The organism is Aquabacterium soli, from assembly GCF_003933735.1.
GTDB lineage: Bacteria > Pseudomonadota > Gammaproteobacteria > Burkholderiales > Burkholderiaceae_C > Aquabacterium > Aquabacterium soli.
This window is the reverse complement of record NZ_RSED01000003.1, coordinates 159,958-182,699: the sequence shown is the minus strand read 5'-3', so window position 1 is coordinate 182,699 and position 22,742 is coordinate 159,958. Positions and strand designations below refer to the sequence as shown.

Annotated in this window: 19 protein-coding genes; 8 read left to right on the top strand and 11 right to left on the bottom strand. The window is 64.1% G+C overall.

Annotated features, from left to right (window positions below; genetic code table 11):
• Positions 1–30: 30 nt before the first annotated feature.
• The 4 genes from EIP75_RS04680 to EIP75_RS04665 are packed head-to-tail and all read left to right on the top strand — an operon-like array spanning position 31 to position 5,222.
• Positions 31–558: a hypothetical protein gene (locus tag EIP75_RS04680; RefSeq protein ID WP_125242075.1), complete on the top strand. Its 528-nt coding sequence runs from the start codon at positions 31–33 to the stop codon at positions 556–558.
• Positions 555–1,664, top strand: a complete 1,110-nt coding sequence (locus tag EIP75_RS04675) for an efflux RND transporter periplasmic adaptor subunit (RefSeq protein ID WP_125242074.1) — start codon at positions 555–557, stop codon at positions 1,662–1,664. Before EIP75_RS04680 ends, EIP75_RS04675 begins: the two co-directional genes overlap by 4 nt.
• A gap of 11 nt (positions 1,665–1,675) precedes the next feature.
• Positions 1,676–4,798: an efflux RND transporter permease subunit gene (locus tag EIP75_RS04670; RefSeq protein ID WP_125242073.1), complete on the top strand. Its 3,123-nt coding sequence runs from the start codon at positions 1,676–1,678 to the stop codon at positions 4,796–4,798.
• Positions 4,799–4,826: 28 nt separating this feature from the next.
• Entirely contained in the window at positions 4,827–5,222 is a 396-nt protein-coding gene (locus tag EIP75_RS04665; RefSeq protein ID WP_125242072.1) for a hypothetical protein, read from the top strand.
• A gap of 21 nt (positions 5,223–5,243) precedes the next feature.
• On the opposite strand, the gene EIP75_RS04660 is transcribed toward EIP75_RS04665, so the two are convergent.
• From EIP75_RS04660 to EIP75_RS04650, 3 genes are all read right to left on the bottom strand, one after another.
• Positions 5,244–7,439, bottom strand: coding sequence for an ATP-binding protein (locus tag EIP75_RS04660; RefSeq protein ID WP_125242071.1), 2,196 nt, complete (start codon positions 7,437–7,439; stop codon positions 5,244–5,246).
• Positions 7,440–7,568: 129 nt separating this feature from the next.
• Positions 7,569–8,003, bottom strand: coding sequence for a hypothetical protein (locus tag EIP75_RS04655; RefSeq protein ID WP_125242070.1), 435 nt, complete (start codon positions 8,001–8,003; stop codon positions 7,569–7,571).
• 367 nt (positions 8,004–8,370) lie between these two features.
• A complete protein-coding gene (locus EIP75_RS04650) occupies positions 8,371–9,327 on the bottom strand; it encodes a GlxA family transcriptional regulator (protein WP_125242069.1) in 957 nt (318 codons plus the stop codon).
• 96 nt (positions 9,328–9,423) lie between these two features.
• On the opposite strand from EIP75_RS04650, the gene EIP75_RS04645 reads away from it, so the two are divergent.
• Positions 9,424–10,077, top strand: coding sequence for a cysteine hydrolase family protein (locus EIP75_RS04645; protein WP_125242068.1), 654 nt, complete (start codon positions 9,424–9,426; stop codon positions 10,075–10,077).
• Positions 10,078–10,246: 169 nt separating this feature from the next.
• On the opposite strand, the gene EIP75_RS04640 is transcribed toward EIP75_RS04645, so the two are convergent.
• Positions 10,247–12,292: a tetratricopeptide repeat protein gene (locus EIP75_RS04640; RefSeq protein ID WP_125242067.1), complete on the bottom strand. Its 2,046-nt coding sequence runs from the start codon at positions 12,290–12,292 to the stop codon at positions 10,247–10,249.
• 244 nt (positions 12,293–12,536) lie between these two features.
• Here EIP75_RS04640 and EIP75_RS04635 point away from each other — a divergent pair, with 244 nt between their 5' ends.
• Positions 12,537–13,829 (top strand): GGDEF domain-containing protein, encoded by a 1,293-nt coding sequence (locus EIP75_RS04635; RefSeq protein WP_125242066.1) that lies wholly within the window; start codon positions 12,537–12,539, stop codon positions 13,827–13,829.
• Positions 13,823–15,091 carry a GGDEF domain-containing protein gene (locus EIP75_RS04630; protein ID WP_125242065.1) on the top strand — a complete coding sequence of 423 codons (1,269 nt, stop codon included), beginning with the start codon at positions 13,823–13,825 and terminating at the stop codon, positions 15,089–15,091. Before EIP75_RS04635 ends, EIP75_RS04630 begins: the two co-directional genes overlap by 7 nt.
• A gap of 3 nt (positions 15,092–15,094) precedes the next feature.
• Here the strand turns inward: EIP75_RS04630 and EIP75_RS04625 are convergent, their stop codons facing one another.
• Entirely contained in the window at positions 15,095–15,997 is a 903-nt protein-coding gene (locus EIP75_RS04625) for a cation diffusion facilitator family transporter (protein WP_125242241.1), read from the bottom strand.
• A 55-nt stretch (positions 15,998–16,052) separates the two neighbouring features.
• Positions 16,053–16,520 carry a Cd(II)/Pb(II)-responsive transcriptional regulator gene (gene cadR / locus EIP75_RS04620; protein ID WP_125242064.1) on the bottom strand — a complete coding sequence of 156 codons (468 nt, stop codon included), beginning with the start codon at positions 16,518–16,520 and terminating at the stop codon, positions 16,053–16,055.
• A 40-nt stretch (positions 16,521–16,560) separates the two neighbouring features.
• Here cadR and EIP75_RS04615 point away from each other — a divergent pair, with 40 nt between their 5' ends.
• Entirely contained in the window at positions 16,561–18,864 is a 2,304-nt protein-coding gene (locus EIP75_RS04615) for a heavy metal translocating P-type ATPase (protein WP_125242063.1), read from the top strand.
• A gap of 17 nt (positions 18,865–18,881) precedes the next feature.
• Here the strand turns inward: EIP75_RS04615 and EIP75_RS04610 are convergent, their stop codons facing one another.
• The 5 genes from EIP75_RS04610 to EIP75_RS04590 form a co-directional block, all read right to left on the bottom strand.
• The gene (locus EIP75_RS04610) at positions 18,882–19,484 is read right to left on the bottom strand and encodes a chalcone isomerase family protein (protein ID WP_125242062.1); all 603 of its coding nucleotides are present in this window, start codon (positions 19,482–19,484) and stop codon (positions 18,882–18,884) included.
• A 33-nt stretch (positions 19,485–19,517) separates the two neighbouring features.
• Positions 19,518–20,225: a flagellar basal body L-ring protein FlgH gene (locus EIP75_RS04605; RefSeq protein WP_125242061.1), complete on the bottom strand. Its 708-nt coding sequence runs from the start codon at positions 20,223–20,225 to the stop codon at positions 19,518–19,520.
• Positions 20,226–20,245: 20 nt separating this feature from the next.
• Entirely contained in the window at positions 20,246–20,785 is a 540-nt protein-coding gene (locus EIP75_RS04600; protein ID WP_125242060.1) for a cell division protein FtsI, read from the bottom strand.
• A 16-nt stretch (positions 20,786–20,801) separates the two neighbouring features.
• A complete protein-coding gene (locus tag EIP75_RS04595; RefSeq protein WP_125242059.1) occupies positions 20,802–21,353 on the bottom strand; it encodes a hypothetical protein in 552 nt (183 codons plus the stop codon).
• 362 nt (positions 21,354–21,715) lie between these two features.
• The gene (locus EIP75_RS04590) at positions 21,716–22,489 is read right to left on the bottom strand and encodes a response regulator (RefSeq protein WP_125242058.1); all 774 of its coding nucleotides are present in this window, start codon (positions 22,487–22,489) and stop codon (positions 21,716–21,718) included.
• Positions 22,490–22,742: the final 253 nt, after the last annotated feature.

Below are 22,742 nucleotides of genomic sequence, written 5' to 3'. Positions count from 1 at the left end.
CAGGGCAGGCTCCCTGCCCTCGCGTTGGCCATGCTCATCCTGCTGGCCTTCTGGCTGGCACCCGCCAACGCCGATGAAGGCCACGACCACGGCGATGCACCAGCCACTGCCCCTGCAACAGAAGTCCTGCCCCGCTTCACAGCAGTCTCAGAAGATTTCGAACTGGTGGGCATGCTCACTGGCCAGCAACTGACGCTGTACCTCGATCGCACAGCAACCAATGAACCGGTCCGCGAGGCGTCCATCGAACTCGACATCGGCGGGCGTGTCGTGCGGGCCAGCCCCACGCCTGAGGGGGCCTTCCTGGTGGCCTTGCCCCAGGCCCTGCCTGAAGGCAGCACGCCCATCACCGCCACGGTGATCGTGGGCGGCACCTCGGATCTGCTGGCAGGAGACATCGACATCAACGACAGCCATGAAGACGAGGACGGCTTGCCCCATGCCCATCGGCGACTCATCGCCGGTTGGGGTCTGGGTGCCTTGGTTTTGTTGGGTGTCCTGGCGCTGCTGTGGCGCAGGCGCTCCAGGGGCGCGTCGCGCACCGGAGGTGCTGCATGAAACAGCTTGTCCAACACCTTTCGCTGATCGCTGCAGCCTTGCTGCTGGGCACTGCAGCGATGGCCGGCCCAGGCCATGATCACGGTGACGCCCCTGCTGCTGCCACAGGCAACAGCCCCAAGCGGCAATCCGATGGCAGCGTGTTCCTGCCCAAGCCGTCGCAGCGCCAGATTGACGTGCGCACCCAGGTGATGGCCGAAGCGCAGTGGCCACGCGCCCTGCCCTTGTCGGGCAGGGTCGTGATGGATCCCAATGCCGGTGGCCGCGTGCAGGCCGCCATCTCCGGCCGCATAGAGGCTGCCGCGGGTGGCTTGCCTTCCCTGGGGCAACAGGTTCGGCAGGGCCAGGTCCTGGCCCATGTGGTGCCCACGGCCGGCGCCATCGAGCTGTCCAACCAGCAGGCGCAACAAGCTGAGTTGCGCGCGTCCAAGACCTTGGCCGAGCGCCGGCTTGAACGCCTGCAGGCGCTGTCAGACACGGTCGCGCGCAAGGACATCGAAGCCGCAGCGGCCGAAGTATCCAGCCTGCGTGAACGACTGCAAGCGGTCAGCAATGGCCTGTCGCGGCGCGACGCGCTGGTGGCGCCGGTGGCGGGCGTGATCGCCTCGGCCCATGCTGTGGCGGGCCAGGTGGTGCAGCCCGGTGATCTGGTCTTCGAGGTGGTGGACCCGACCCGCCTGCGCATCGAGGCCCTGGCCTATGAGCCCGAACAGGCGCAACAGATCGGCTCGGCCACCCTGGTCGTGGGCGAGACCCGCGTGCCGCTTCGTTTCATCGGGGCGGCGCGCAGCCTGCGTGATCAGGCCCTGCCCCTGATGTTCACGGGCGATGCTGCCGCCTTGAGCGGCCTGGCCCTGGGGCAGACCGTGCAGGTGGTGGCGCAGACCAGTGGCACGCAGCCCGGCATCGCCGTGCCCGCTGCATCGCTGATGAAGAACCCGTCGAACCAGGACATCGTGTGGATCAAGGTGGCGCCCGAGCGCTTCGAGCCCCGCGTGGTCACGCATGCGCCCATCGATGGCGTGCAACTGCGCTTGACCTCGGGTGTGAAGGCCGGTGAACGGGTGGTGACCCGTGGCGCCAGCCTGATCAACCAGATCCGTTGAGGAGCGCCGCGATGTTCAAGTGGCTGCTCGACACCTCACTGGCCAACCGGCTGCTGGTCTTGCTGACCGCGGCCGTGCTGATGGCCTATGGCGCCTTCACCCTGTCTCGCACACCGGTGGATGTCTTCCCTGATCTCAACAAGCCCACGGTCACGATCATGACGGAGGCCGGTGGCATGGCCTCTGAAGAGGTGGAGCAACTCATCACCTTTCCGCTGGAGACCACCATGAACGGCCTGCCTGGCGTGGAGTCGGTGCGTTCCACCTCCAGCTCGGGCCTGTCCTTCATCTACGTGACCTTCAACTGGGGCACCGACATCTTCCGCGCAAGGCAGATGGTGTCCGAGCGTCTGGCCTCGATGGAAGAAGGCCTTCCCGCTGGCGTCGTGCCCCGCATGGGACCGATCAGCTCCATCATGGGCGAGATCATGCAGATCGCCATCCCCATCGACACAGCCAAGGTGTCGCCAATGGCCGTGCGTGAATATGCCGACTGGGTGCTGCGCCCGCGCCTGATGGCCATCCCGGGCGTGGCCCAGGTGATCCCCATCGGCGGCGAGGTACGGCAGTTCCAGGTGCAGCCCGACACGGCCCGCATGGCCGCGATGGGCATCACGCTGGAGCAGATCGAATCGGCCCTGCGCGGCTTTTCTTCCAACAGTTCGGGCGGCTTCCTGGAACTCAACGGCCGCGAGTACCTGATCCGTCATCTGGGCCGCACGTCCAGGCTCGAGCACCTGCAGAACCTGGCCCTGACCGCCCGTGATGGCCAGGCCGTGCTGCTGAGTCAGGTGGCCAACGTGGCGTTCGCACCGGCCACCAAGCGTGGCGATGCGGGCTTCGGCGGCAAGCCCGCCGTGATCCTGGGGATCCAGAAGCAACCGACGGCCGACACCATCGGCCTCTCCCGAACCATCGAGGCCGCGCTGACCGACCTGGAGAAGGCCCTGCCCGCTGGCATGGAAACGCCACGCGTCACATTCCGCCAGGCCAGCTTCATCGAGGCTTCAGTCACCACGTTGCAGGGCAAGCTCATCGGCGCATCGGTGTTCGTCGCGGTGATCCTGTTCGTCTTCCTGGGCACGGTGCGGCCCACGGTGATCGCGCTCACGGCCATCCCCGTGTCCATCTTCATCACGGCGCTGGTGTTCAGGTACTTCGGCTTGTCGATCAACACGATGACGCTGGGCGGGCTGGCCATCGCCATCGGCGGGCTGGTGGACGATGCCGTGGTGGACGTGGAGAACATCCTGCGGCGACTCAAGATGGAGCGCGGCAAGCCGGAGGCAGAGCGCTTGGCCACGCTGGCTGTGGTCAAGGCAGCTTCGATGGAGGTGCGTTCGGGCATCCTCTACGCCACCGCGATCATCGTGCTGGTGTTCCTGCCCTTGTTCGCCTTGCCGGGCATCGAAGGCCGCCTGTTCGTGCCGCTGGGCATTGCCTTCATCGTGTCGACGCTGGCTTCGCTGTTGGTCTCGGTCACGGTCACTCCGGTGCTGTCGTCCTTCCTGCTGCCACGCATGCAGCTGGACCATGGCGACACCAAGGCGCTGGCCTGGCTCAAAGAGCGCTACCGCAACGGCCTGAGCACCACCCTGGCCCATCCGCGCAGGGCGCTGGCGGCGGGGGCCGTGGCGGTACTGTGCGCCGCCGTGGCTGTGCCCTTCTTCCCCACCACCTTCCTGCCGCCCTTCAACGAAGGCACGCTGCTGATCGGCCTGCGTTTGAACCCCGGCGTGACACTGGCCGAATCTTCGGCCCTGGCCAGCCAGGCAGAGCAGCTGGTGCGGCAGGTGCCCGAGGTGACGCACGTTGGGCGGCGCAGCGGCCGTGCCGAGCTGGACGAACACGCAGAAGGCGTGCACGTGAGTGAGTTGGATGTGGGCCTGAAGCCTGCCAGCGAACTCACGCGCAGCATGGCCGACATCCAGGCAGACATCCGATCACACCTGGTCAACCTGCCTGTGGCCATCGCCATCGGCCAGCCCATCTCGCACCGGATCGACCACATGCTCTCGGGGGTTCGTTCTCAAATCGCGATCAAGCTGTTCGGTGAAGACCTGGACACCCTGCGCGGACAGGCCGAAGCCCTGCGCGCCAGGCTGGCCACCGTGCGCGGCCTGGCCGATCTGGAAGTGGAAAAGCAGGTGCTCGCGCCGCAGATCAAGGTGCGCATCGACCATGAGGCCGCCGCGCGCCTGGGCATCCCGGTGCCGCACATCCTGTCGGCGCTGCAGAGCCTGGTCGAAGGCGAGAAGATCACGCAGGTGACGGAGGGCACACGGCGCTTCGACCTGGTGCTGCGCCTGCCCGAACAGGCCCGATCGCTCGACGGTCTGGGCCGCATCCTGCTGGAATCGCCGTCCGGGCGCGTGCCCCTGTCACGCGTGGCCAGCATCGAAGACAGCGATGGCCCCAACCAGATCAGCCGCGACGATGGCAAGCGCCGCATCGTGCTGTCGGGCAATGCGCAGGGCCGGCCCTTGTCCGACGTGGTGGCCGACATCCGTCAGGTGGTGGCAGGCAGCACGCTGCCAGAAGGCTACTTCGTGAGCCTGGGCGGTCAGTTCCAGGCGCAGGAAGAAGCCAGCCGCTTGGTCGGCCTGCTGTCCATCGTCTCATTGGTGCTGATGTTCGCTGTGCTGCACACGCGCTACCGCTCTGCCCGGCTGGCCGCGTTGATCATGGCCAACATCCCGCTGGCCCTGGTGGGCGCGGTGCTGGGGCTGTGGGTGTCGGGGCAGCCACTCTCGGTGGCCGCGCTGATCGGCTTCATCACCCTGGCGGGCATCTCGGTGCGCAATGGCATCCTCAAGGTCAGCCACTACCTGAACCTGATGCGCCTGGAGGGCGAGCGGTTCGACCAGGCCATGATCCTGCGTGGCTCGCTGGAGCGGCTCAGCCCGGTGCTGATGACGGCGCTGGTCACGGCCTTCGCGCTGGCCCCGCTGCTGTTCGAAGCAGAGCAGCCGGGCACCGAGATCCTCAACCCCGTGGCGGTGGTGATCTTCTCGGGCCTGATCAGCTCGACCCTGCTCGACACCTTCCTGACCCCTGCGATGTTCTGGCTGTTCGGACGGCGTGATGCCGAGCGATTGCTTCACGAACACGGCCAGGGCGATGAGGCCTTCTGATCCCCCTTCAAGCACACAAGGAAACACCATGCGACGTCATCACATTGCCTTCTCGATAGCACTGGGGCTGAGCTTCAGCGCCCATGCCGGCAGCGGCCACTCTCATGGCGATGCCCACGCCGTCAAGGCCCTGCACGGCGGCGTCGTCAGTGAAGCAAAACACCTGACCTTCGAACTGGTGCCTCACACAGACAACGTCACGCTGCATGTGCGGGACCACGGCCAGCCCGTCAGGGCCGAAGGTGGTTCGGCCAGGCTGACGCTGCTGTCGGGCGCAGCAAAGAGTTCTCTGGATCTGCGGCCGTCCGGCGTCGGCCAACTGTCCGCCCCCTTGCAGCAACCGATCGCGGCCGGCAGCAAGGTCGTGGCGCTGGTCAAGCTGCCGGGCAAAAGCCCGACGCAGGTGCGCTTTGCCATCAAGTGACAGCCGGGCTGGCGGCTTGGATCAAGTCTGATCAGCCGCCTGCTGGAGCGAAACCAGAAGATCCTGCAGAGGGTATGGCTTCTTGAGCAGCTTCGCTTCGGACTGAGGTGCCTGGGCGCTGTAGCCTGTTGCCAGGACCACCGGCAGCCCCTGAACGGACTCTTCACACCACTTGGCCAGATCGAACCCTGTCATCGTTCCCGGCATGACGACGTCGCTGAACAGCACGTCGAACTGGCGCTCACCCAGCTGCAGCAGGGCCTTGGCATCGTCGGCCGTCAGGCAATGCGTCACCGAATGCCCTGCCCCTTCAATGGCAGGCACCACCACAGACGCCACCAGGGGATCATCTTCCACCATCAGTACACGCAGCGCACGCCCCGGCGCCGAGCTTCCGGCAGCACTCTCCTGTGATGCGGCAGGTTGCTCGGCTGTGACGGGCAAAAGCAGGCGAACGGTGGTTCCGTTACCCAAAGCACTCGTGATCCGTGCATCGCCGCCCGACTGGCGTGCGAATGCCAGCACCTGAGCCAGGCCCAAGCCCGAGCCGGCGCCCACAGGCTTGGTCGTGAAGTAAGGCTCGAACGCCTTGTGCAAGGTTTCCGGTGTCATGCCCGGGCCGTCGTCGCAGACATCCAACTGTACATACTGCGGCGCCGTTGTTTCGGGCAGACCGGTCTGGGCCGCATCGACCAGCGCTGCGCGGATGTCGATGTGACCACCGCCCTCCATGGCATCGCGGGCATTGAAGATCACGTTCAGCAGCGCAAGCTCAAACTGTGTCGGGTCCACAAAGACCGGCGCCACCCCAGGCTCGACATGAGCGCGCAGAGACACGTTCGCGCCAGCCGCCTTGCTGGTCAGCTCGCTGATCTTGAGCAGGAAGTCATTGATGTCCACGGGTTCAGGCTCGAGCGTCTGTGCTCGTCCGAACGAGAGCATCTGCTTCACCAGGCTGGTGGCCTTGCCAGTGGCACGCGAAGCCGCCTCCAGGATTCTGCGGGGCGGCCCCTCCGGCACATTGGGCTGAAGAAGATGATGCGCGGCACTGATGGTTTGCAGGAGGTTGTTGAAATCATGCGCCACACCACCCGCCAGCCTGCCCACCGCTTCGCGTTTCTGGGCTTCGGCCAGACGCGCTTGAACCTCGGCGGTCCGCGCCACGGCTTCGCCAACGCGGGCCTCTAGAACCTCCGCAGACTCTTTGGCGTGCAAGCCTGCGTTGTGAAGCGCCTTCGACACCTCGTCGGCTTCGAAGAGGCCCGTGCTGGTGGCAGGCGGCACGCGCTTTTGCACCAGCGCATCCGCAGCATCCTTCAACGCGAGGATTGGCTCACCGATGCTGCGGGCCACATACAAAGCAAACAGCAGGCTCAGTCCCAGCAAGATGCCCGCCAGGCTCACCGCATCAATCGCAGCCTTGCGTGCCTGCGCATTGAGCGATTCAGTGGGCAAGGCGATCACCGCATACCATCCGTACCGGTTAGGCTGGCCCAGGTAGGTCAGCGATGGGACGTTGTCGAGTGTGACGCTGGGTTCGAAGCCAGACTTTCCTGCCAGCGCCCGCTCCCTCAAAGGACCTGTCGCATCGCGGCCCAGCCACCTCTCGGGGTTCTTGCTGCGCGCCATCACCCGCAGGTTCTTGTCCATCACGGCAACCACGGCATAGCGCGGGGCCGCCTTCTCCCTGACGAGCGCCTGGAGCACACCTGGATCAAACGCAACCGCAACGCCATAACGCTGTGGTGATGCCGATTTGGCGGGTACTGCCACCACGCCCAGCACCGGCTTCTTAACGACCGGCCCGTTCATCGAGAAGAAAATGTTCTCTCCTGCCGGCAACCAGGGGCTGCCTTCGGCAATCGGTACGGAAAAGCCCGGGTCGTAAGGGCGGATGGTGTTGAGCACTTGGTGCGTGCGCGTGAGCAACAGTACCCAGCTTGCAGTGCCATGGGAGGCGCGGAGCGCTTCGCTGTAGAACTGCTCCAGCTGCCCCGCTTGCAGCGAACTGGATGAGCTGAGGGTCTTCGCCATGACAAAGCGCTTGTCCAGCTCGCGCTCCACGATGCTCCCCAGGCTGTCGGCCGCCTTCCGAACGTCGGCCAGCACCGCGTTCTTTTGATCGACATAGGCGGCGCGCGCAACGACGGCGATGGCCAACGCGGACGGCAGCCAGGCCACAAACACAAGCCATAGAAGTCGACTGCGGATTTTCACGATCAGGGATGTTGTTGCAGCATGGTTGCCAGATTAGCACCCCCTGACAAACAACAACGGTGCACCCGATGTCCCCATCAAGTGCACCGTCAAGGCGGGGCAGCACAGCGGCCGCCTCTACCTGGTGATTCAGCGCTTGTCGTCGGCGCTGTTGGGCACAGAGTCAAAGGCGGGAGGCAGGTTCATGCCGTCGCTGCTTTGCACGCCTTGATTGCGGCGCTCGTCCACATTGGCCAGCGAGTCAGGGGGCACGGCATCGCTCACGACGCCGCTGGACTGCTGCTCATTGAGGCGCTGCGAGGTGTTCCAGTCCGAGCTGTAGGTAGCGCCGGAGGTGCTGGAAGCTGGTTCCGCGATGCCGGGCACGCCATCAGGGGCGACATTGGGCGCCGAAGGGCTCGACAGCTCTGCAGGAGGCGCGGAGGTCGACTCCTGGATGATGGCGCCGCTGGCCGGGCTGACCTGGGCCGGCTGGGCTGGTGACGGTGTGGATTGCGCTTGGGCGACGCCCATGGTGGCGGCGATGGCGGAGGCGATGCCGAGGTGCCAGAACTTGGTAGTCATGGTGCTTCTCCTTCGAAGTCGTGTGGTTAAGGCCCTTTCGGGGCACGACCTGAATGGGCAAGCGGTGTGCCCGCCGTCAGACCGAATACCGGTACCGCTGTTCCCTCGGTGAGGGCATGGGCATGGAGCCTGCGGGCTCTGCTGGAGTCGGGTGAGGCACGCCTTGCGGAACCATGTAGGGCTGAGACGGGCGCCTGGCGGGCTGGCTGGTGATGCCGTAGAAGATCGCAAACACACAAGCAAACACCAGCAACCAGGCGGCAAAACGAACGAGAAAACCACCCCAGTCGGAAGCGTGCCTTGAATTGCGTGCTTGAAGATCTGGTCTCATGCGCACGATGTTACCTGCGTCGACCGCGCCGTACCATCACTTGCTGAACTGCCGCCGGTAGGTTGAAGGTGAGACATTCAAGGCCTTGGCAAAGTGCTGGCGCATTGAAACTGATGAGCCGAACCCTGACAGGACGGCCACATTCTCGATCGAGCGGCCTGGCTCTTCCAGCAGCCGTTGTGCCAGCGCGATCCGCTGGTGGATCACCCACTGCTGAACCGTCGTGCCCGTGGCCTGCTTGAACCGCCTTGTGAAATTGCGCCTGCTCATGAATGCCCTCTCGGACAGATCAGTCAGTGAATGTGACTGGTGAAGATTGCGCTGGATCCACTCCAGCAACGCTGCCAACCTGTCGTCGTCAGGCATGGGCACAGGCTGCTCGACATACTGTGCCTGGCCACCTTGCCGATGAGCGGCCACGACCATGCGACGGGCGGCCCGGTTGGCAGCGTCGGCCCCAAAGTCGCGTCTCAGCAGGTGGATGCAGCAGTCCAGCGCCGCCGCAGTGCCAGCCGAGGTCACCGCATCGCCTTCATCTACATAGAGCACGCCGGGACGCAACTCGACCAGGGGAAAGTGGCGCTTGAAGTCTTCGGCCGCGAGCCAGTGGGTGGTGGCCGCCTTGCCATCCAGCAAGCCCGCCTGGGCCAGCACGAAAGCCCCCAGGCACAGCCCGACCAAGGTGGCGCCACGGGCATGGGCATGCCGCAGCGCGCGCAGCAGTTCGGAAGAGGCCGGTGGCAGGTCGTTGCGCCATGACGGAATGATGACGATGTCTGCTGATTTCAGGACAGGCAGTCCCCTCTTGATCTCAAGGGAAAATCCGGCATTGGTGCGCAGATGCCCTCGCTGCTCGGCACAGACATCGAGTCTGTACAGGCCTTGGCCAAGGGCATCCTTCTCCTCGCCAAACACCAGGCACGGGACTGACAGATGGAAAGGGCTGATGCCGTCGAATGCCAGCACGGCGACGTGTTTCGTGTGCGCGGTCATGATGGCCCGATTCTATCGATCAAGGGCCTACGGGCCACTTCTGCGCCGTGCCGCGCCAACCCACAATGGCGAAACACGCCACAGGACGGAGTTCCCATGACTCAGGCAGCCAACGCCATTCGCCGCGCGCTGATCGTGATCGATGTGCAACAGGAGTATTTCTCTGGCGCGCTTCCCATCACGCACCCCCCGGTATCCACGTCGATGCCCAACATTGCCCGGGCCATGGACGCGGCGCATGCCTCAGGCATTCCCGTGATCGTGGTCCAGCACAGTCTGCCAGCAGGGGCGCCCGCCTTTGCGCCCGGCAGTGAGTCATGGGCATTGCACCCCGAGGTGGCACAACGTCCTGCAGACCTCCGGTTCGAGAAGAACTTGCCCAGCGCCTTCGCCGGCACTTCGCTGGACGCATGGCTGCGCGATCACCAGATCAACACCCTCGTCGTCGCCGGCTACATGACCCACAACTGCAATGCATCCACCGTGTTCGAGGCGTTCCACACCGGGTACTCGGTCGAGGTGCTGTCCGATGCGACAGGGGCGCTGGCCTACATGAACGCTGCGGGCAGCGCTTCTGCCGAAGAGATCCACCGGGTGTTCAGCGTGGTGTTCCACAGTAACTTTGCCGCGGTGGCCAGCACGGCTCAGTGGCTTGATGCCGTGGCTGCCGGGCTGCCCTTGCAGAAGGACAATGTGCCGGCGTCCAACCAACGGGCCAGGGCGGTCCGGCCATGCAGCATCACTTCTTGAGCTTGTGCAGCGCCGCGGTTTCCAGCACCTTCATGTCGCTCGCATCCAGGGCCTTGCCCTTCTTCTTGAGAATTGCCTCCATCTGAGCACGGCTTGGTCGAATGTCTTCTTGCTGGCTCCACAACTGCCATCCTACTTGGCAGCAGCATTCGCCTACCTCAACACCAGATCACTGCAACTGGCTTGGCGGTGGCGCCAGTTCCATGTGCAGGGCTTGCTGCACATGGGCCAGCACGTCGTCCCAGCGTCCCCACTGGCCCTGGCGCAGAAGACGAACGCTGCCGTACCAGGGAGTGTCCGCCCGGTTCATCAGCCAGCGCCAATCGGGCATATGGCTCAGCAATATCCACGTGGGTTTACCCAAGGCTCCGGCCAAATGCGCCACCGAGGTATCGACAGATATCACCAGGTCCATATGGTGGATCAGCGCCGCGGTGTCGTCCATGTCGCCCAGGCGAGCGGACATGTCGATCACTCCCCGTGCCTGAAGGGCTGGAAGATCGCTGTCGCGGATATCCTTCTGAAGGCTGTAGAGCTCGATGCCGGGCGGAATGGCTTGCAGCAGGGCCGCGGCAGACATGGAGCGCAGGCGGTCATTGCGGTGGGCCGCATTGCCAGACCACACCAGCCCGACCCGAGGCGCCTTGCGCGGGCCCAGGCGATCTGCCCAGGCGTCACATTGCACCGCAGAGGCCTGCAGGTAGGCGCCGGGCGAAGGTACCGTGCTGGGCCTGGTCTTCAAGGCCAGAGGCAGGCTCATCAAGGGACAGTGAAGATCGAATGGGGGCAGGAAGCCCTCTCCTCTGACCAGCACCTGGCTCACGCCGGACAAGGAGCCCATCAGCTGCCTGAGCGGGGCCTGCACCTCCAGCAGCACTCGGGCACCCATGCCGTGCAATCGCGTTGCATAACGACTGAATTGGATGGTGTCGCCCAAACCCTGTTCGGCGTGCAGCAGGATGGTGCGGCCATTCAGGTCGTCCTGGCCTAACCACAAGGGTTTGGAGAACTGCCGCGCCGTTGATGTGAAGCCCGGCTTCTTCCAGCGCCATTCAAGCTGGGGCAGGCCGCGGTCCCAGTCTCCGGCCAGCAGGTCGCACCACCCTTGAGCCCATTGGGCATCGGCATCATCGGGCTGCAGTGAAACCACCTTGGCAAAGGCCTCCCGTGCCGACGACAGATTGGCCTGGTCAAGCAAGACATTGCCCTTGTTCATGTGGGCTCCGGCGTGAGATGGCTCTATCGCCAAGGCCTGCTCGCACCGGGTCCAGGCTTCATCCCAGCGCTCGGCCTCACGCAGAGCCCCCGCCAGGTTGGACAGTGCCGTGGCATGGCTGGGCTTCAGCCCCAGCCCCTGCTCGAAGCTGGTGATGGCCTCAGGTGCACGTCCGAGCTTGAGTAAGGCATTCCCACGGTTGATCAACGGCGCGAACTGACCAGGCTGGATGGCCAGAGCCCGGTCATAGCTGGCCAGTGCTTCAGCGTGCGCGTTGATCGCCATGCAGGCATCACCGAGCACCACGAATGCAGAGGCTCGATTTGGTTGCAAGGCATTGGCCTGCTTGCAGTTCCTGATGGCTTCTTCGTGGCGCTTCAGGGCCAGGCAGGCATGCGCCCGGTTGAGCAAGGCCCCCACGTGCGTTGCTTGCAGGGCCAGGGCCCGGTCGTAGCAGGCGATGGCCTCTTCGTGGCGGGCGAGTTCATTGAAGGCGTTGCCGCGATTGAAATGCGCCTCGACGTTGGCAGGATCCTGCGCAAGCGCCTGTCCCAGGTATGTGGCGGCGGCATCCCATTGCTTGAGCGCCAGCAACGACACGCCCAGGCCCAATGCCGCACCAGGCTCTTGCGGATCAAGCGCTAAAGCTTGTTCGAAAGCCGGCCTGGCTTTGTCAGGGTGACCAGACTCCATCCAGGCCACCCCCAGGTTCACATGCGCCATCGCCACGTCGGGATCGATGTCGATCGCACGCCTCAGGAGGTCAATGGCCCGTGGGAAATCGCGCTGCTGCAAGGCCATCACAGCGAGCAGGTTCCAGGCGTCGAACTGTTGCCCATCTGCCGCCAGCACATTGTCCAGGCATTGGCGGGATCTGTCCGGGTCACCCCGGTTCAGTGCATCCACGGCCTCGTCGATCAGTGCATCGATTTGTTCGGTCGTTGGACGGACCAAGGTTTGAGAAATACTGCCCTGTACTACCTCAGTGCGGTTGTGCATGGTCTCTCCTGCCTGCTTGAAGGCGCATGACGCGCATCAAAATGCTTGTCCGGAAAGATAGGGTAAGTTCAGGCAGTGCACCGACTGGGATTTTCCCCAGGGCTTATGTGCATGTTGTTGCCATAAGTATGTGACCTCTTGCCGCAGATTTTTGCATTTGTACGAACTTCGCTGCCGTGTCGACACAAAGGGCGGCCTTAACATCAGAACGAACAAGCCCAACGGTAGCTGACCACGACAGCCCATGCTTGACGCCATGAAGTCTATTTCTGCAGCCGTCGTGGAAACGGAGGCGCTGCCCAATGCATTTCCTGACCAGGATTTGAGTGTGCTCGTCGATGCGACTCTGACCGACGGGTTCGCCTGGCTGCGCTTTCCGAAGGCACTTGAAGCCCGGTTTCTGGCTGACACGGCCAGCAGCCGTCTGCACACCCTGCTGATCGCCGGCACCCTGGTGGCGTTCGTGATGAATCTCTTCCTCATCTCGGACAAGGCGATGCTGCCTGACGTCTTCGACCGGGCGGTGCTGCTCCGCACGTGGGTGCTGACGCCGATTTGCGTGGTCGGCATGTGGGTGATGAGCAGGTTGCCCAACCTGTTCTTGCGTGAGCTGATGGCGATCTCGGCCGGCCTGATGGCCTGTGCAATGCACGTTTACCTGTCTGCCATCAGCCAGAGCCCGCACAGTGCCGCCTACCTCACGGGTTTGGCCATGGTCATCCTCTACAACAACGTGTTCGTGCGTTGCCGGTTCTGGCTGGCTCTGCCCTCGACCGTGTCGGTGCTGCTGTTCTACGTCGCCTCGTTCTGGTGGGTTCCCAGCCACTCTCCTGAACTGTCCATCTCGGTGGGACTGGTGTTGCTCTCCACCAGCCTGTTCACGCTGTACAACCTTTACACACTGGAATATGAAGAGCGTCACAACTACCTGATGGCCTTGCGGCAACGGTTGCTGCAGCGCGAGTTGAGCCAGGCAAACAACGCGCTGGAGCGGGTGGCCAGGTACGACGGGCTCACTCAGGTGGCCAACCGTCGCCATTTCGACGAATTCCTGGCGCACCTGTGGGAGCGGGCGAGCCTCGTACACGGGCAGGAACTCTCCATCATCATGATCGACGTCGATCATTTCAAGGCCTACAACGATCACTACGGCCATCCCGCCGGAGACGCCTGCTTGGTGAAAGTGGCTGACGCGGTGCAGCGTTGCCTGCGTCGCCCTGGCGATCTTGTGGCCCGTTATGGTGGGGAAGAATTCATCGCGGTGCTCAACCGGGCCCCACATGCCCAGGTGCTCGCCGCGGCCGAGCGTGTGAAGGATGCCGTGGCAGCCCTGCACTTGCCACATGAAGGTTCGGCCACCCATGGCCAGGTCACGGTGAGCATCGGCGTGGCCACGGTGCGGCCTGCCGCGCGACATGCCAGCGTCGAACGGCTGATCTCCGCGGCAGACGAGGCACTTTATCAAGCGAAGAACCGGGGCCGCAACCGAGTGTGGCCAGCGGCCGAACATGCGCTGAGCGGCGAGGCTTCATGCTGAGCCTGGCAAATCCCTCGCCCTCGGATCGCTCATCCGCAGTGGCGGACGTCCGCGGCCTGATCGAGCGAGGACTGAAATCCTCGTTTTGGCGATTGAGCCTGCCCGACGGGCTGGAGCAACGCTATCTGCACGATGCCATCGAGGCTCGTGTGCTGCACACGCAGCACGCGGGCTGGTTTGCACTGCTGGTGTTCAACAGCTTCCTGCTGGTGGATTGGCTGATGGTCCGCGATGTGTTTTGGAACAGCGTCCTGATCCGGGTCGGGCTGTTCACGCCAGCTGGAGTGCTCACTTTGCTGGCAGGACGTCAGTTGGCCAAGCTGTCGCGCGACAAAGGCTGGGTGAACATGGCCGACTGGATGAGCATGATCAGCGGGTGGCTTGCCGCCTTGTCGCTGGCAGCCATCCTGCTGCAAAGCCACAGCCCATGGGCGCACTACTACCACGCCGGCTTTCTGGTGATCATCATCTACGGCAACCTCGTGCAGCAGCTGCGATTTCCTTTCGCGGTGGCGTTCTCAGTGCTGGTGCTGGCTCTGCATGGCGCAGGGATGCTGATCGCAGAGAGTTTCCCGCCAGGGGTGCGCACGGGCACGATGCTGATGCTGTGCGTGGCCACGGCCTTCACCCTGGTCGCCAACTACCTGATGGAGAAGGCCACACGCCGCCGCTACCTCCTGGCACGCCGTGACGAACAGATGGTTGATGAACTCAGCGCGGTGAACGCTCGCTTGCAGGCCCTGTCTCGTTCGGATGTGCTGACCGGCGTGGCCAACCGGCGGCATTTCCAGGGGCAACTGGGACTGGCCTTCGAGCGCGCCCGGGCCGACGGCGCGCCGCTGTCACTGCTGATGCTGGATGTGGATCATTTCAAGGCCTACAACGATCGTTATGGCCACCCCGCCGGCGACGAATGCCTGCGTCAGGTCGCCAGGGCCCTGCAGGAAGGGCTGCGCCACCCGAGCGATCTGGTGGCCCGCTTCGGCGGGGAGGAGTTCGTGATCGTCATGCAGCTGGCAGACCAGGCGGCGGCCGTGGCGGCCGCTGAAAGAGTCCGCGCGGCGATCGAGTCGCTGGGCCTGCGGCATGAGGGCTCGACCACCAGTGCGGTGGTCACCGCCAGCGTCGGCACGGCCACACTGGCGCCCTTCGGCGACATCACCTCTTCCGACAAGTTGGTGTCCTGCGCTGACCAGGCGCTGTACGAGGCCAAGCGCGCTGGCCGCAATCGCGTGCAGACCTACCGAGAGATGCCCGGCTGAGGCTCAGGTCAAACCGTCCTGCGGCCTGGTTGCCACCGGCACCGGATCCAGGTGGGTCATCAGGTCCAGCACTGGCAGATCCTGGGTCACGCGCTCGCGGGCCAGCACGGCGATCTCATGTCCTTGCCGTACGGTGAGTCGCTCATCCACATCCAGGTGTGCATCGACCAGGATCATGTCGCCCATCTTGCGGGTGCGCAGGCCGTGGACGCCCAGAACTCCGGGCGTGTCCTCAAGCACGCGGCGTATCTCGGCGATCTGCTCTTCGGAAGCAGCCCGGTCCATCAGGTCATTGAGCGCGTCCCACCCGAAGCGCAACCCCACACGCCCGACCATCAGGCCAACGATGAGGGCTGCCACCGGATCGAGGAATGGCAGCCCTGCCAGGTTGCCGGCGATGCCCAGCGCCACCACCAGGGAAGAGGCCGCGTCAGAGCGAGCATGCCAGGCGTTGGCCACCAGCATGCTGGAGCGCACGCGCTGCGCCACGGCCAGCATGTAGCGGAACAGCGCCTCCTTGCTGAGCAGCGTGATCACCGCCACAACCAGGGCAGCCACGTGCACCGGGGCAGCCAGTTCGGCCTCGCTCACCTTCAGCACAGCCTGCCATAGCAGCGCGCCGCCCACAATGGTGAGCAGCAAGCCCAGTGCGAGCGACGCTGCGGTCTCAAAGCGTCGATGCCCATACTGGTGGTCGGCATCGGCATCCTTATGGCTGTGCCGGTTGGCCAGCAGCACGACGAAATCCGACAGCAGATCCGACAGCGAGTGCAGGCCATCGGCCACCAAGGCCTGCGAGCCAGCCCACAGGCCTGTCAGCACCTGTACGATCGTGAGCAAGACATTGACGAGCACGCTGACCCACGTGCTGCGGTGGGCGGCCTGCTGGCGTTCGGCGGCCTGCATGGCCTGGCCATCGGCCCCTTGCGGGCCGGGATTCCCGGTGATCAAAACGATGTCCTCAATGGCGTCCGTGGGTGCGTCCGATGTGATGGCCTGCCGCGGGGCGCGGCGGCACGGCTTCCAGCGTCTGCGTGGCGGCCTGACTCAAGCCCTCCAGGATGCCGCAGGCACCGGCCTCTTGCGAGGCGTGGCATTGTGCCCTCAAGCCCTTGAGCTGTTTTTCCAGGGCTTTCAGTTCGCGGATGCGATGGGCCACATGCCCGATGTGCTCGTCGAGAACGCGATTGACTTCGCCGCAATCGCTTTGCGGGGCATCCTTGAAGCGCAGCAGCACCCGCACTTCGTCCAGGGCCATGTCCAGCGACCTGCAATGGCGGATGAAAGCCAGCCGGGCCACGTGGTCATCACCATAGATGCGGTAATTGCCGCTGCTGCGCCGCGGCACGGGCAGCAGGCCTTCCCGCTCATAGAAGCGGATGGTTTCCACCGGGGTGCCGGTGGCAGCGGAAAGTTCTCCGATTTTCATGGCTTGACTCTACACCTGCTACAGGGTTTTCAATAGACGCATGACCGATACCACCCTGCCTTCTCGCGCCGCGCTGCGAACATTTCACATCCCCACCATGGACTGCCCGGTGGAGGAAGGCGAAATCCGGCGCGCCCTGGAAGAGGTGCCGGGCATCCAGTCCCTTCGGTTCCAGTTGCGGGCACGCACACTGGGCATTGCGGCACCGGACGACACGCTTGCTCAGGCGCTGGATGTCATCCGCAAGGCGGGATTTGAACCTCGGCCTGTGCAGGCCAACCCCAAGGCCCACACCGCGCCTGCGAGCCAGCAAGCGGAAAGCTGTTGCTCGGGGCATGAAACCTGTGCGCCGAAACCGTCCCCACATTCTCACGACCACGACCACGACCACGACCACGGGGACTCTCCGGCCCATGGCGACAGTCTTCATGCACACACCCCGCTGCAGGGCTGGGGCCTGGGCCGCCTGGTGCTGGCCCTGGTGCTGGCCTTCGTCGCGGAAAGCATCGGCTATTTCGCGCCTGACACCACCCTGTTCAAGGGCTTGGGCCTGGGCGTTGCGGCCCTGGCCATCGCCCTGTCTGGCATAGAGACCTATACCAAGGGCTTGCAGGCCCTGCGCCACGGCAAGCTCAACATCAACGCTCTGATGACCGTGGCAGTGACCGGCGCTTTCGCCATCGGCCACTGGCCGGAGGCGGCCATGGTGATGGCCCTGTACGCCATCGCCGAGCTGATCGAGGCACGCTCGGTGGACCGCGCACGCAACGCCATCCAGGGACTGCTGGCCTTGGCCCCCGCGCAAGCTTTGGTGCACCAGCCCGATGGCGCCTGGTCAGTGCAACCGGCCAGCGACGTGCCCTTGCAGGCCGTGGTGCGCGTGAAGCCCGGCGAGCGCCTGCCGTTGGATGGCATCGTGACCGAGGGGCGCAGCGCCGTGGACCAATCGCCCGTGACAGGCGAAAGCCTGCCGGTGGACAAGCAGGCCGGCGACACCGTGTTCGCCGGCACGGTCAACCAGACGGGCGAGCTCACCCTGCGTGTGACGGCCCTGGCGCAGGACACGACCCTGGCCCGCATCATCGAAGCCGTGGAGCAGGCCCAGGCCTCGGGCGCACCCACGCAGCGTTTCGTGGACCAGTTCGCGAGTGTCTACACACCGGCGGTGTTCTTCATCGCGCTTACCGTGGCGGTGCTCGGGCCCTGGCTGGGCGGCTGGACCGCGCTGGAGGCCATCTACAAGGCTCTGGTGTTGCTGGTGATCGCCTGCCCGTGTGCCCTGGTGATCTCCACCCCCGTGACCGTGGTCAGTGCACTGGCCAATGCCGCGCGACAAGGGGTGCTGATCAAGGGAGGCGTGCACCTGGAGAACGCACGCCGCATCCGCGTGGTGGCCTTGGACAAGACTGGCACGGTGACCCAGGGCAAGCCCCGGCTGGTCGATTGGTCTGCCTGGCACGGCCAGCAAGGGGCCCTGGACCACGATGGCTCGGTGGCACGGCGCGCCTTGGCACTGGCCCGACGCTCCGACCACCCGGTGTCGCGGGCCATTGCCGGTGCACTGGATAGCATCGCGCAGGACCAGGCCACAGCGCCGATCGTGGCGGAACTGCAGGCCCTGCCAGGGCAAGGCGTGATGGCCCATTTGGACGGCACCCCACACTGGCTGGGCAACCACCGGCTGGCGCATGGGCGCGGGCAGTGCACACCTGCCCTGGAGGCCGAACTGTCCCGGCATGAGCAGGCGGGCCGGACGGTGACGCTGTTGATGGACGCCCAGGGCGTGCGCGGCCTGTTCGCCGTGGCGGACACGATCAAGGACACATCGGCGCAGGCCGTGGCCGATCTGAAGGCTCTGGGCGTGCACACCGCCATGCTCAGTGGCGACAACCAGGCCACGGCACGGGTGGTGGCGGCGCAGGCTGGCATTGATGAGGTGCAAGGGGGCCTCATGCCCGAAGACAAGCTGAAGGCGCTGGACCAGCTTCGGGCCCGCCACGGCATGGTGGCCATGGCCGGAGACGGCATCAACGACGCACCCGCGTTGGCCCAGTCCGATCTGGGCATTGCGATGGGTGTGGCCGGCACCGACACGGCCATGGAGGCGGCGGACATGGTGATCATGAACGACGACCTGCGCCGAATTCCGGCGGCCATCCGCCTGTCGCGCAAGACCTATGCGGTGCTCTGGCAGAACATCTCACTGGCCCTGGGCATCAAGGCGGTCTTCCTGGTCATGGCCCTGGTGGGCAGTGCCACCATGTGGATGGCTGTGTTCGCCGACATGGGCGCGAGCCTGCTGGTGGTGGCCAACGGCCTGCGGCTGCTGCGCACCCGCGCATGAGCCACGCAAAACGGCGCTCAGCTCAGCGACCGCCCCAGCAGCTTGGGCTTGAGCGACGGATCCGCCGGGCTTTCGCCCAGCCAGATGCTGAGCAGGGCCTTGTAAAAGGCCAGTCCGGGCATGGGCGCAACCAGTGGCTTGCCATTGATCTGCACCACCGTGCCGGTTTCAGGCACCCAATCCATGGTCAGGGTATCGCCTTCGCGCAGCCCATCAGGTCGCCGCGCGATGGCCTTGACCAGCGCGGCCATCTGTGATCGCACCGTGACGTGATCGTGCTGCTGCGTGCCACGGCTGACGTGGTCGGCCACGGCGTTCTGAAAATCGTCACTGCTGATGTCCCGCAGCACGGCGATGGCGATGCGGCGCGGTCCGTCGGTGGCCAGGATCTCTTCGGCCGACACCTTGCGGTCCATCAGGTACAGCCCGATCGCATAGATGCGAAAGACGAGTTGCCGGCTGACGCCCGCACCGTTGAGCACCAGGCTCTTGCCGGCGACGCGGGCGGAATCGTCAAGACGGACGCTGTCGAGGTCCACCGCCCTGGCGTGCTGGCCAGTGGCCAGGGCGCAGACGGCGGGCACGAGCACAGCCCGGACCATGCGTTGATAAGGCTTCATGGCATTCTCCCGAGAATGCAGGGATGGCGGGGCTCACCAGACCGTCAGGGTGTTGGTGAGGATGCGCTGCAGCCAGGTGCGTGAGACGCTTTCGGCCACATCGCCCTTGCCCCCCACCTCGAACCTTGCATCGACGATGTCTGCCGATGCGACCACATTGTTCGATTTGATGTCACGCGGGTTGACCACCCCGGAGAACCTCAGCGTGTTCATGCTGCCGTTGAGCAGGATGCTTCGCTCGCCGGCCACCACCAGATTGCCATTGGGCAGCACGTTGATCACCGAGGCCGCCAGTTGCGCCTCGAATTTGCTGCTGTTGCTGGTGACCCCGCTGCCCTTGTAGGCGTCACTGCCGGAGGCCTTGGCGTTCAGGTTCATCAGGCGGTCGACGAAGCTGCTGCCCGAACCCGAGCCCCCAGGGCCGTTGGATGCGACCTCGTTCTCGCGGCTGGTCTTGGTGTCCAGTGTGCTGTTGGCACTCAGGGTCTCGGAGATGTCGATCTTCAGTGTGTCGCCCACGTTGCGTGGTCGGCGGTCGGTGGTAAACAGAGAGCCGGTGGCCATGCCCGCCTGGAAGATCGCGCCATTGTTGATGCGCTCCACATAGCCTGGCGGAATGTTGGGTGGCGCGCTCATGGGCGCTTGCACGATGCTCTGTGGCGCACCTGCGCAACCCGCCAGCAGCAGCACGGTGCTTGCGGCGATCCATGGGCCCGCAGGCCGTGAGATGGTCGGTTTCATGGGTCGTTCCTTTCAGTTCACTATTCGATGCCAGTCATCAAGGCCTTGACCACCGGGGATATCTTGTCGCGGGTGGACGTCCATTTCGCAACGCTGAACGCGTCGTTGGTCTGATAACTGCTAGTGGCCAATACCCGGCCGTCATCCGCCTGCAATGTCAGGGTAGCGGCCGTCATATATGATTTGTAGTTTTCAGATAATGGCGGCCTGGCCCACTGCATATAGGCGCTGTAGCGTAGCCAAACCGTACAAGAATCCATGACGACGCCGGATTCATATACCCTGCTTTGCACCTGGCGGGAATTGAGTTCTGCTTGCAGCGCGGGTATGAAATCGGATACCTGCGTATCACGGTTGAATTCAATGCACACCTTGTTGACCGGCTCGTGGGGCTGGTAGATCGTGTTGGTGGCCTTGCTCACACCCAGGCTGGTGCTGGCCGCCATGCCAGCCACCTTGGCCACCTCCCACAGTGGGGCAGAACTGAAGATAGAGCAGCCGCCCAAGCCTGCAATGGCGAGCAGGCTGATGCTCAGACGGAGCATGCTTGCGTGGCCCATGGCTCGGCCCTCCCGATCAGACCAGGTCAGAGAACTTGGAGGCTGCGGCGCCCACCCCGAGTGCCGCGCAGCCCGCCACCGTGGCGGCCGCTGTGCCCACCTCCTTGGCGACGGTAGTCACGGCGTCAGACACCACGTCGGTGGCCTTGTTGGCCACCGTCAGACCGGCGTTGAGGGTCTTGCTGACGTTCGTGGCCATCTGCTCGACGGACTCGTAGGCGTTCTCGACCTGCTTGATGCCCTTGCTGGCCAGGGAGACCACATCGTGAGCCACGCTCTCGACCCCATCTTCTACCGCATCGACGGCCTTGCCGACGGTGTTCACGGCGTCCTTGGCCACGTCATAGGCTTCGCTCGGCAGCTTGGCCAACTCCTGCAGGCTCTTGTCGCTGAAACGGTAGACCGCGCTGGCCACGTCACCAACCGTGTCGGCCACTGAAATGGCGGTGGCGACGGTGGGGCCATACTGCTTGCTATTGATTTCGAACTTGCCCAATGGTTTGGCAACGCCCGATGCAGCCTGGGCTGTGCTGACATGGGTTTTAGATACTGAATTGATGCTGCTCATGGCCATCTCCATCGGATGAGTTGAGGGTGACCAATACTAGATATTCAGAATCGCGACTTGAATTCAATAACTGGGCGTATTTTCCGTCTGTTCATGCATGGTTATTCAATATCATCATCCGCACAGATTTCGTCAAATTCAATTGAATTCAATCACCATGGATCACAATGACTGCTCCGATGTCATCAAAGGTGACGTCAGAAAATAAAACCGCTCCATATTCCACGCATCAATATTGAGCTTCAATATGTGAAAGGCAGATTGAATCAATTCGGGTATTGGACGCGCAAAAGCAAAGCGCCTCGCTGGGCGAGGCGCTCGAAGCTGAAGACGCGGTGCGAGGCGGCTGGCGCCCCAGGGGATCAATTGACCAGGGCAGCGCCCCCGGCCTGTTCTGCGGGGGCATGCTCCACAGGCCAAGTCTCGTGATCTTGCGGCACGAACATGTAGCCATGGCCTCGCACCGTCTGGATGTAGCGGGGGAATGCCGGCTCGGGCTCAACCACCTTGCGCAAACGCATGATGGACGCATCGATGGTGCGCAGCATCACGGCGTCCTTGCGGGTGTGCGAAGCGGCGAGCAACTGCTCACGCGTGATGGCCACCCCGGGATTGGACGTGAGCTCCGTCAGCAGGGCGTACTCCACCGACGAGAGGACACGAACCGATGCGCCGCGGCGCAAAACACGTGAGGCCACCACGAAGTTGTAGTCGCCGATCCTCACCTGGCGATGCGTGTCCATGGGCGTGCCCGGCACGAACGAGGCCTGACGAAGCACGTCCTGCACGCATGAGAACAAATCGCGCACGGAGAATGGCTTGCACAAGCAATCGTCGGCCCCCGTCTCTTCTTTCAACTGCTGGGCACTCTGCTCCGATGAGGTCATCAGGACCACCGGCACACGGAAGCCCTCGGCCTGCAGACGCTCCCAGGCTTGTGCGCCACGCAGCCCGGACAGGCCTGCGTCCAGCACGATCAGGTCGGGGCGCAGCTGCCGGGTGCGGTGCAGCAGATCGTCGATCGAGCCCGTCGAGGTGACCATGAAGCCCTGCTTCTCAAGGTAGTTCGACAACATGTCCCGCAGGATCGGGTCTTCGTCGGCGATGTAGAGATGAAAAGGTCGGTCGGCATCCATCACGGGCTCTGCTTGTTAGGGTCGTCTTGAGGTGTTGTCCACCGCCTGCCACCAGTGCTGCAGGCGTCGTTCGATTTTGTGCAATCGAGTCACAGAGGGCAACGCGCTTCGCATTTTTTTACCCATCCATGCCCCTCGTCTTCATGAATTGGGTGGCCTTCGAGGTGCTTATGAAGCCACCTCTGAACGCTGAATCTGCACCCCCATGTTCGCTTGCGCATGCCAAAAATGAACACGGCCAGCATGATGCTGG

What these genes read in the sequence shown, in the direction of transcription:
- EIP75_RS04680 (WP_125242075.1), top strand. Translation starts at nt 31, where the DNA reads ATGCTCATCCTGCTGGCCTTCTGGCTGGCACCCGCCAACGCCGATGAA.
- EIP75_RS04675 (WP_125242074.1), top strand. Translation starts at nt 555, where the DNA reads ATGAAACAGCTTGTCCAACACCTTTCGCTGATCGCTGCAGCCTTGCTG.
- EIP75_RS04670 (WP_125242073.1), top strand. Translation starts at nt 1,676, where the DNA reads ATGTTCAAGTGGCTGCTCGACACCTCACTGGCCAACCGGCTGCTGGTC.
- EIP75_RS04665 (WP_125242072.1), top strand. Translation starts at nt 4,827, where the DNA reads ATGCGACGTCATCACATTGCCTTCTCGATAGCACTGGGGCTGAGCTTC.
- EIP75_RS04655 (WP_125242070.1), bottom strand. Translation starts at nt 8,003, where the DNA reads ATGACTACCAAGTTCTGGCACCTCGGCATCGCCTCCGCCATCGCCGCC.
- EIP75_RS04650 (WP_125242069.1), bottom strand. Translation starts at nt 9,327, where the DNA reads ATGACCGCGCACACGAAACACGTCGCCGTGCTGGCATTCGACGGCATC.
- EIP75_RS04645 (WP_125242068.1), top strand. Translation starts at nt 9,424, where the DNA reads ATGACTCAGGCAGCCAACGCCATTCGCCGCGCGCTGATCGTGATCGAT.
- EIP75_RS04640 (WP_125242067.1), bottom strand. Translation starts at nt 12,292, where the DNA reads ATGCACAACCGCACTGAGGTAGTACAGGGCAGTATTTCTCAAACCTTG.
- EIP75_RS04635 (WP_125242066.1), top strand. Translation starts at nt 12,537, where the DNA reads ATGCTTGACGCCATGAAGTCTATTTCTGCAGCCGTCGTGGAAACGGAG.
- EIP75_RS04630 (WP_125242065.1), top strand. Translation starts at nt 13,823, where the DNA reads ATGCTGAGCCTGGCAAATCCCTCGCCCTCGGATCGCTCATCCGCAGTG.
- EIP75_RS04625 (WP_125242241.1), bottom strand. Translation starts at nt 15,997, where the DNA reads ATGCAGGCCGCCGAACGCCAGCAGGCCGCCCACCGCAGCACGTGGGTC.
- cadR (WP_125242064.1), bottom strand. Translation starts at nt 16,520, where the DNA reads ATGAAAATCGGAGAACTTTCCGCTGCCACCGGCACCCCGGTGGAAACC.
- EIP75_RS04615 (WP_125242063.1), top strand. Translation starts at nt 16,561, where the DNA reads ATGACCGATACCACCCTGCCTTCTCGCGCCGCGCTGCGAACATTTCAC.
- EIP75_RS04610 (WP_125242062.1), bottom strand. Translation starts at nt 19,484, where the DNA reads ATGAAGCCTTATCAACGCATGGTCCGGGCTGTGCTCGTGCCCGCCGTC.
- EIP75_RS04605 (WP_125242061.1), bottom strand. Translation starts at nt 20,225, where the DNA reads ATGAAACCGACCATCTCACGGCCTGCGGGCCCATGGATCGCCGCAAGC.
- EIP75_RS04600 (WP_125242060.1), bottom strand. Translation starts at nt 20,785, where the DNA reads ATGGGCCACGCAAGCATGCTCCGTCTGAGCATCAGCCTGCTCGCCATT.
- EIP75_RS04595 (WP_125242059.1), bottom strand. Translation starts at nt 21,353, where the DNA reads ATGAGCAGCATCAATTCAGTATCTAAAACCCATGTCAGCACAGCCCAG.
- EIP75_RS04590 (WP_125242058.1), bottom strand. Translation starts at nt 22,489, where the DNA reads ATGGATGCCGACCGACCTTTTCATCTCTACATCGCCGACGAAGACCCG.